9 protein-coding genes and 1 pseudogene are annotated in these 7,735 nt (G+C 71.1%); 2 read left to right on the top strand and 8 right to left on the bottom strand.

From position 1 onward, the window contains the following. Both MKK69_RS18830 and MKK69_RS18825 read right to left on the bottom strand, forming a co-directional pair. The coding region (locus MKK69_RS18830) for a ferredoxin--NADP reductase (protein WP_243970327.1) at nt 1–656 on the bottom strand (656 nt) is incomplete at its 3' end. A gap of 274 nt (nt 657–930) precedes the next feature. Next, nucleotides 931–1,881, bottom strand: coding sequence for a ring-cleaving dioxygenase (locus tag MKK69_RS18825; RefSeq protein WP_243970325.1), 951 nt, complete (start codon nt 1,879–1,881; stop codon nt 931–933). A 68-nt stretch (nt 1,882–1,949) separates the two neighbouring features. Between MKK69_RS18825 and MKK69_RS18820 the strand changes: the two genes are divergently transcribed. Beyond that, nucleotides 1,950–2,264, top strand: coding sequence for a HigA family addiction module antitoxin (locus tag MKK69_RS18820; protein ID WP_243970323.1), 315 nt, complete (start codon nt 1,950–1,952; stop codon nt 2,262–2,264). Between the two features lie 84 nt (nt 2,265–2,348). On the opposite strand, the gene MKK69_RS18815 is transcribed toward MKK69_RS18820, so the two are convergent. The 6 genes from MKK69_RS18815 to lspA all read right to left on the bottom strand — a co-directional run bounded on the left by MKK69_RS18815 (nt 2,349) and on the right by lspA (nt 7,323). Continuing rightward, nucleotides 2,349–2,642 (bottom strand): type II toxin-antitoxin system RelE/ParE family toxin, encoded by a 294-nt coding sequence (locus MKK69_RS18815; RefSeq protein ID WP_243970321.1) that lies wholly within the window; start codon nt 2,640–2,642, stop codon nt 2,349–2,351. Next, nucleotides 2,639–2,866: a hypothetical protein gene (locus MKK69_RS18810; protein WP_243970319.1), complete on the bottom strand. Its 228-nt coding sequence runs from the start codon at nt 2,864–2,866 to the stop codon at nt 2,639–2,641. The genes MKK69_RS18815 and MKK69_RS18810 overlap by 4 nt, the downstream gene beginning before the upstream one ends. 150 nt (nt 2,867–3,016) lie before the next feature. Then, nucleotides 3,017–4,312 (bottom strand): M16 family metallopeptidase, encoded by a 1,296-nt coding sequence (locus tag MKK69_RS18805; protein WP_243970317.1) that lies wholly within the window; start codon nt 4,310–4,312, stop codon nt 3,017–3,019. Between the two features lie 107 nt (nt 4,313–4,419). Beyond that, nucleotides 4,420–5,829 (bottom strand): M16 family metallopeptidase, encoded by a 1,410-nt coding sequence (locus MKK69_RS18800; RefSeq protein ID WP_243970315.1) that lies wholly within the window; start codon nt 5,827–5,829, stop codon nt 4,420–4,422. Nucleotides 5,830–5,983: 154 nt separating this feature from the next. Further along, on the bottom strand, nt 5,984–6,646 hold the full coding sequence (locus MKK69_RS18795; RefSeq protein ID WP_243970313.1) for a hypothetical protein: 663 nt from the start codon (nt 6,644–6,646) through the stop codon (nt 5,984–5,986). A gap of 161 nt (nt 6,647–6,807) precedes the next feature. Next, the gene (lspA, locus tag MKK69_RS18790; protein WP_243970330.1) at nt 6,808–7,323 is read right to left on the bottom strand and encodes a signal peptidase II; all 516 of its coding nucleotides are present in this window, start codon (nt 7,321–7,323) and stop codon (nt 6,808–6,810) included. Between the two features lie 247 nt (nt 7,324–7,570). Between lspA and MKK69_RS18785 the strand changes: the two are divergent. Further along, nucleotides 7,571–7,735: pseudogene (locus MKK69_RS18785) on the top strand (chemotaxis protein CheB); the annotation flags it as partial.

Here is a 7,735-nt window from a genome sequence, read left to right as displayed (position 1 = left end):
CACAGCATGAACCGGTCGGCTTCGACCGACATCGCCGGCAGGCCAATGTCGGAAAAGAGCTTGCCCGAGACCATCAGGTCGGTGATCCGGCCGCGGTTGCGGAACGGCTCGCGGGTCACGGTCGGGTAGTAGATCAGCTGGTTCGAGATCATCTCGCCCAGGAACTCGTGCTTGGGCAGGGACTCGGTGATGGTCTCGCCGTAGGCGAGTTCCTGGACCTGCCGGCAGCCATGGACCAGCACGACCTTCTCGAACCGGTCGTAGGTCTCCGGGTCCTTGATGATCGACAGGAACGGGGCGAGCCCCGTGCCGGTGCCGAGCAGGTAGAGGTGCCGGCCGGGCAGGAGATTGTCGAGCACCAGGGTGCCGGTGGGCTTCTTGCCGACGATGATCGGGTCGCCGACCTTGAGATGCTGGAGCTTCGAGGTCAGGGGGCCGTCCTGGACCTTGATCGAGAAGAACTCCAGTTCCTCCTCGTAATTGGCCGAGACCACCGAGTAGGCGCGCAGCAGCGGCCGCCCCTCGACCTCCAGGCCGATCATCGTGAATTCGCCGTTGCGGAACCGGAACGCCGGGTCCCGCGTGGTGCGGAACGAGAACAGGTTGTCGGTCCAGTGGTGCACCGACAGCACGCGCTCCTCGTAGAACTTGCTCATCGACGGATCAGTCCTCGAATCCTCTGATGCTCGGCGCACGGTCCCGACGATCCGGGGCTTGTGGTTCGGCGGATCCCCGCCGAACCACCCGGATTCGGATGATGGATATACAGGGGCTGCTTCTTTCGCAGTTGCAGCACGCCCGTCAAGGCGCGCCAGGATCACACCCGCGGAAGAAGTGAACGGCCTGGAATCGTTCGAATATTGAGCCTCCCCGGCGCCGTCCGCAGCGCCGTCCCGGACATGGCAGGGTTGTCGCCGGGCGGGGCGGCGGTCAGCCGATGGTTCCGGGCCGGAGGGGCTTCAGCCCGGCCTCGATCTCGGCCCGGCGCGGCTCCAGGAACGGCGGCAGGGCAAGGCGCTCGCCCAGGGTCTCCAGGGGCTCATCGGCGGTGAAGCCGGGCCCGTCGGTGGCGATCTCGAACAGGATGCCGTTGGGCTCGCGGAAGTAGAGGCTGCGGAAGTAATAGCGGTCCACGGGTCCGCTGGTCGGCACCCGGGCCGCCTTGAGCCGGTCGGCCCAGGCTCCGTAATCCGCGTCCGGGATGCGGAAGGCGACGTGGTGCACAGCCCCCGCCCCCTGCCGGCTCGGCGCGGACGGATCGGCCAGGAGCTGGATCTCGGCGGCCAGGCCGCCGGGCCCCATGGCGTAGACCGCGACGGGCCCGTCCGGCGTCTGGAACGCCCGGTCCCGGCGCATGCCCAGCACCGCGGTCAGCACGGCCGCAGTGCGCCCGGGATCCGGCACCGAGAGCCGGATCGGCCCGAGGCCGCGGATCTGGTAGGCGGCCGGCACCGGCGAGCCGTCCCAGGGATGCTCGGGGCCCGTCCCGCCATCGTCCACGAGGGCGAGGCGCTGGCCCTCCGGGTCCTCGAAATCGACGGTGAGGCGCCCGTCGCGCGGGACGGGCTCGGCCTCCACGATCCCGGCCTCGCGCAGGCGCGCGTGCCACCAGGCCACGGCGGCCTCCCCCGGGACGCGCAGATGCGTCCGGGTGATGCTGTTCGAGCCGCGCCGCTCCCGGGGCGCCGGCCAGTCGAAGAAGGTGATGTCGGTGCCGGGGCTCGCCAGACCGTCCGCGTAGAACAGGTGGTAGGCCGAGACGTCGTCCTGGTTCACGGTCTTCTTGACGAGGCGCAGCCCCAGCACGCCGGTGTAGAACGCGACGTTCTGCGCCGCGCGGGCGGTCACCGCGGTGAGGTGGTGGAGGCCGGTGAGCTGCATGGGGGTCCGGGGGTTCAGGCCGATCGGCCTCAGGTGGGGATCGGAGCCGGCGTTGCGAGGGCGGGGCCATGATGTACGAAACCGATGCCGTCCTGCCGCCGCTGCATCCCGGCGAGGTTCTGCGCGAGGATTTCCTGATTCCCTCGGGATTGTCCGCCGGATCGGTCGCGCGCGCCTGCCACGTTCCGCGCACGCGGATCGAGCGGATCGCTGTCGAGCAGATCGGGATCTCCACCGACACGGCGCTGCGCCTGGGCCGCTTTTTCGGAACGCGCGCGGAGTTCTGGCTCAACCTCCAGCGCCAGTTCGAGCTGGAGACGCTGAGCCGCACACTCGGGCCGGAGATCGAGCGGATCGCTCCCCTGGCGAGCGAGGCGGCTTAAGAATAGCAACACAGGATTGCCGCGGTTCGTCAGAGCCCGGAAAAGGCTGTTGCGCCCAGCGAATCGACATCCTGGCTTCGGTCGTCATGGCCCGCCCATGCCGGATAACGGCTTGCGGGCCGCGTGGCGAAACCGCTGCACGACGACCTCATCGTCGCCCACGAAATAGTCGATGTGGTAGGGATAGGGTGTCAGGAAGATGCGCCGAACTCCGGGCATCGACGTCCGCGCGCCGATATGAGCATGATCGCGCACGACCGCGATGAGGGCTGTCAGCCGCGCCTCGACCTTGGCTGCGCCTTGCGGGGATTGCGCCGCGATGTGGCCCAGGGCGCGGTCGATCTGCTGCAGGGCACGCCGCTGAAAGCGAAGCCTCAAAGGCGGTACCGGGACAGGACGGCCTCGACTTCGGCCTCCGTCGCGAAGTCCCCGCGCATCCTCTCGGCCTGCGCCTCGATGAGATCGGTGATTTCATCAGCCGTGAGTTCGATCACGGCCTCGTCCCGGCCCGCATAGGCCAGCACGAGCCGAGCGATCTCGTCCTGCATCTCGGGGGACAGCGCGCGGGCGGTCTGCACGGCTCGGTCAAGAAGCTCGGTCATGCGTCCACCATTGCCTCAACCGCCGCTCGAGAAAAGCGACAGCCTGTTCGACCCGAGATAATCTCCAGGGCTCCGCCCTGGACCCGCGAAAGGTCTCGACCTTTCGAAACCATGACGGGAGCGAACCGCGCGCGCCCGTCGAACAGGCCCTCAGAGACCGACCGGCCGGCCGGCTGCGACCACCAGCATCTTCCCATCCGCGAAGGTGCGGGCGGCGGCACGGCGGATATCGGCCTGGGTCACCGCCGCCACCAGGGCGTTGCGGCGGGCGATGTAGTCCATGCCCAGTTCCTCGAAGGCGATCTGCACCAGCTGGTGGGCGATCTTGGTCGAGGTGTCGAAGCCGAGCGCGTAGGAGCCGGTGAGATAATCCTTGGCCTTCTGGAGCTCGTCGTCGTCCGGCCCGTCCGTGATCAGCCGGCCGATCTCGTCGCCGATCACCGACAGCGCCTCGCCGACGCGCTCGTTCTTGGTGGCGGTGTAGCCCCAGGTCATCGAGGCCGACCGGTGGCTGACCAGCGAGGTCCCCACCGAGTAGGCCAGCCCGCGCTTCTCCCGCACCTCCTGGAACAGGCGCGAGGTGAACACCCCCCCGCCCAGGATGTGGTTCAGCACGTAGGCCGGGATGAAGTCCGGATCGCGCCAGGGCACGCCGGCCATGCCGAAGCGGATCACCGATTGCGGCACGTCGAGATCGACCACGATCCGCTGGCCGAGACCCTGCACCTCCGTGCGCGGGACCGCCTTGAGCGACCCGGCCTCCGGCAGGGACCCGAAGGCGCGGTTCAGGCCCTCGGCGAGCTGCTCGGCGCCGATGGCGCCCACGGCCGCCACCTTCACCCGGCCGCGCCCGATGATGCGGGCATGCATCGCCAGGAGGTCGTCCCGGGTGATCGTGGCGATGCTCTCCACCGTGCCCGAGGAGGGGTGGGCATAGGCATGGCCGGCGAACGCCTCCTGGAAGAACCGGCGCGAGGCCAGGACACCCGGATCGTTCTGCTGGTAGCGCAGGCCCGCGATGACCTGGCCGCGGACGCGCTCGACGGCGTCGGGATCGAGGCGCGGCTTGGCGAGCGCCAAGGCGAGGAGCCCGATGGCCTCGTCGGCGTGCTTGACCAGCATCTTGAGGGAGCCGCCGACCGCGTCGGGCCCGGCATGGAACGACAATTCGATCGCCCGGGCGGCGAGCCGCTCCTGGAACATGTCGGAGGTCAGGTCGCCCGCCCCCTCGTCGAGGAGCCGCGCCAGCATCTGCGCACAGCCGGCCTTGCCGGCCGGGTCCTGCGCGGCACCGCCCTCGAAGGTGAAGGCGAGGGCGATCATCGGCACCACGGGGGATTCGACGTGCCACGCCTCGACGCCGGCGGCGGTGGCGACCGGCAGCGCCGTGGTGGGCGAGTTGGCGGCGGGGGCGACGGTCTCGACCAAGGTCTCGGTCAAGCTCATGGGAACCTCTTGTCTCTGTCTCGGGCGGCGGCGGAGCGGGCCAAGGCTCCCGTTCGGTGCGCGCCCCGACACCGCCCGGCGGCGGGCGGACGGGGCCGCGCGCGGGGTTACTCGGCGGCCATCGCCACCGGGGCGTCGGGATCCTGCGCCTTGGTCAGGTAGCCGGTGACCGAGCGCGCCGGCGTCAGCCAGCGCTCGGCGGTGGTCTTGAGGCGATCCTGCGTCACCGCCTCGATGTCGGTCGGCCAGCGGCGGACCTCCTCGATCGTCTCGCCGATCGCCAGGGCCGAGCCGTAGATCCGGGCGAGCGACGACTGGCTGTCCGACGAGTAGACGGTCTCGGCCACGAGGCGGGTCTTGGCGCGCTCGATCGCCTCGGCGTCCAGGGCCTCCGCGGGGGCGCGGCGCAGGACCTTGTCCACGGCCTCCTCCAGCTTCTCCAGGGGCACGCCCTCGGCGGGGATCGCGTAGACGGAGAAGCGGGTGTCGTCGATCGCCGAGCCCATGTACCAGGCGCCGGCATTGACCGCGAGGCCGGTCTCCAGGACCAGCTTGCGGTAGAGATAGGAGGTCGAGCCGCCGCCCAGCACCTCGGCGAGCAGTTCGAGGTCGTGGCAGCCGCCGTCGCGGGCGGTGATGCAGGAGGGCGTCAGGTAGAGCCGCTGCAGGGTCGGCTGCTCGACCTTCGGGTCGGCGACCGCGACCCGGCGGAGCGCCTTCGGCTCCGGCTCCCGGGGGCGCAGGCGCTCGGGCCGGGCACCCTGGGGCGTGACGCGGCCGTAGGTGGTCTCCGCGAGCCGCCGGACCTCGTCCGGGGTGACGTCGCCGGCCACCACCAGGATGGCGTTCTCGGGGGTATAGAAGCGCTTGTAATAGGCCAGCGCGTGCTCGCGGTTCAGCCCCTCGATCTCGTGCATCCAGCCGATGATCGGGATGCCGTAGGGGTGGTGCACGAACAGGCCGGCCGCCATCGCCTCGGAGAGCTGGGCGGAGGGGTCGGTCTCGACCCGCATGCGCCGCTCCTCCAGCACCACGTCGCGCTCGGGGGCGACGACGGCGTCGTCGAGGACGAGGCCGCTCATGCGGTCGGCCTCGAATTCCATCATGGTGCCGAGATGGTCCCGGGCGACCCGCTGGAAATAGGCGGTGTAGTCGTAGCTGGTGAAGGCGTTCTCCTGGCCGCCGAGGCCCGACACCGCCTTCGAGAAGGCGCCGACCGGGTGCGTCTCGGTGCCCTTGAACATCAGGTGCTCGAGGAAGTGGGCGATGCCCGACTGGCCCAGCGGATCGTCGGCCGAGCCGTTGCGGTACCAGATCATGTGGGTGGCGACGGGGGCCCGGTGATCGGGCACGACCACCACGTCGAGGCCGTTGTCGAGGGTGAAGGCCGTGACCTCCGGTCCGCCCGCCTCGGAACGCCCGAACGGCGCGGCCTCGCCCCGGCCGGCGCTGGCGCCGAAGGGCGAGCCCGGACGCAGCGGGAAGAGGGGGGGCGTCGCCGTCCTGAACAGGTGCATTCCGCTTTCCTTCTGCCGGCCCCGCCGTGCGCCACCGCTCGGGATGCGCGCGGGTCGGGACCGTCCTGGCCTCCGGCGGGCAAGAACCGCACCGGGGCAAACACCACATGTTGCCACGCCGGGCCGCCGTTGCAACAGCGCCACGGCGCTCCGGTTACTGCTGCGCCCGCTGGCGGAGATAGGCCTGCGGATCCGCCTCCTCGCGCTCGCGGCTGGCGTTGTTGATCGGGTCGTTCGACGGCGGGCGCGCCAGCTTCTTCGGCGATTGCCGGTAGCCGGTCGGCGGATCCGTGAGGACGTCGCGGTTCGGCTCCACGTCGGCGGGCTCGGCGTTGGCGCTCTTGCCCTTCAACAGCTCGAAGGGGCTGAGCAGGCTGTCGTCGCGGTTGTTGTCGCCGGGCTTGCGCTCGGCCTCGGTGGTCACGTTCGCGCCGGCGCGGCGGCCGTTGCGGATCTCGTCCACCGAGAGGGTGGCGTTGTTGTCGTCGTAGCGACCCCGGGCCTGGCTGCCCGTCGGGCGGCGGCGCTCCGCGGCGGCATGCTCGCGCTCCACGATCTCGGGATCCTTCGGCCAGGCGGTGCTGGTGGAGCGGGCCCGGGGCTGGGGCAGGGCCTTGCCGTCGATCTTCGGCGGCATCACCAGCGGCGGCCGCTCGTGATAGTCGATCGGGTCCTGGCGCTTCTCCAGCAGGCCGATGCCCGACAGCGCGTCGCGCATGAACTCGCCGCGCTCCTGCGCCTGGGCGCCGGCCACGAGGAGCGGCGTCAGGGCGACCGCGGCGGGAAGGAGAAGACGAAGCCTGCGATGCGCGGTCATGCTGCCTCACGGGTTCCGGACGGGGGAGTCCGGCTCAGGGATCGCCGCGGCGCGGCCCGATCCGACGGGTCCCGGCCTGAGACCGGTTTCCGGCGATCGTATGGCGCCTTGGCTACGTCGCGCCAGGGCGATCGGGCAGGGCGCCCATTGTGTCGCACGGATCACAGGCGCGGGGCCGGATCGCCCGGCGCGGGCGCCGTCCGTCCCCTGCGGCCGGCCGGGGACAGGCTGTCGAGGATCAGGCCGATCACCCCGGCCACGATCGCCGCGTCGGCCACGTTGAACACGTACCATGACCAGCCGCCGGCATGCAGGTGGACGAAGTCGAACACCGCCCCGTAGACGGCCCGGTCGACGGCGTTGCCGAGCGCGCCGCCGACGATCAGCCCGAGGGCGACCGCGAGGAGCCGCGAGCCCGCCCGCATCATCCAGATCCCGAGCCCGAGGGCGGCGGCGAGGGACAGGGCCACGAGGAGCCAGCGCCCGAGCCCGCCCTCCTGCTGGAACAGCCCGTAGGAGACGCCCCGGTTCCAGACCACCACGAAGTCGGCGAAGGGCGCCAGCCGCCAGGGCTGGGTCAGGACGAGGTCGGTGCCGACATAGAGCCCGAGCTTGGAGGCTTGGTCGAGCACCAGGGTGAGGAGGAGGGCCAGCAGGCCGGCGCGGGCGGGGGTCATGGGCGACGGACCCAGCACGCGTCTCCCTCCCCCCTCTGCGGGGGAGGGTACCCTGCGAAGCAGGGGGGGAGAGGGGAGCGCCGGGGCAGAAGAACGCAGTGTCCTTCATGTCGGTCGCGCCCTCTCTTGAAGCCGCGCTCCCCTCTCCCGACCCCCTTCGGGGGCCACCCTCCCCCGCAGAGGGGGGAGGGCGATGTAGCGAGCGATCTCACGCCGCGCTCGCCTCCGGATGCGCCGCGTCCCACTCGCGCAGGGCCTGGGCGTCGCGGGGGGGGCCGTGGGCCTCGCCGACATGCAGAAGGCCGGCGCCCAGACCGTGGCCGAGCACGAGAGCACCGCGGTGGTCTACGGCATGCCGGCGGCGGCGGTGCGGCTCGGGGCGGCCCGGGCCATCCTCCCCCTCGACCGGGTC

The sequence above is a fragment of the Methylobacterium sp. J-026 genome, from assembly GCF_022829585.1.
GTDB lineage: Bacteria > Pseudomonadota > Alphaproteobacteria > Rhizobiales > Beijerinckiaceae > Methylobacterium.
This window is presented reverse-complemented; position numbering and strand designations above follow the sequence as displayed.

Coding starts and splice junctions, on each gene's coding strand:
- MKK69_RS18805 (WP_243970317.1), bottom strand. CDS start 4,312: ATGAGCTTGACCGAGACCTTGGTCGAGACCGTCGCCCCCGCCGCCAAC.
- MKK69_RS18825 (WP_243970325.1), bottom strand. CDS start 1,881: ATGCAGCTCACCGGCCTCCACCACCTCACCGCGGTGACCGCCCGCGCG.
- MKK69_RS18820 (WP_243970323.1), top strand. CDS start 1,950: ATGATGTACGAAACCGATGCCGTCCTGCCGCCGCTGCATCCCGGCGAG.
- MKK69_RS18795 (WP_243970313.1), bottom strand. CDS start 6,646: ATGACCGCGCATCGCAGGCTTCGTCTTCTCCTTCCCGCCGCGGTCGCC.
- MKK69_RS18800 (WP_243970315.1), bottom strand. CDS start 5,829: ATGCACCTGTTCAGGACGGCGACGCCCCCCCTCTTCCCGCTGCGTCCG.
- MKK69_RS18810 (WP_243970319.1), bottom strand. CDS start 2,866: ATGACCGAGCTTCTTGACCGAGCCGTGCAGACCGCCCGCGCGCTGTCC.
- lspA (WP_243970330.1), bottom strand. CDS start 7,323: ATGACCCCCGCCCGCGCCGGCCTGCTGGCCCTCCTCCTCACCCTGGTG.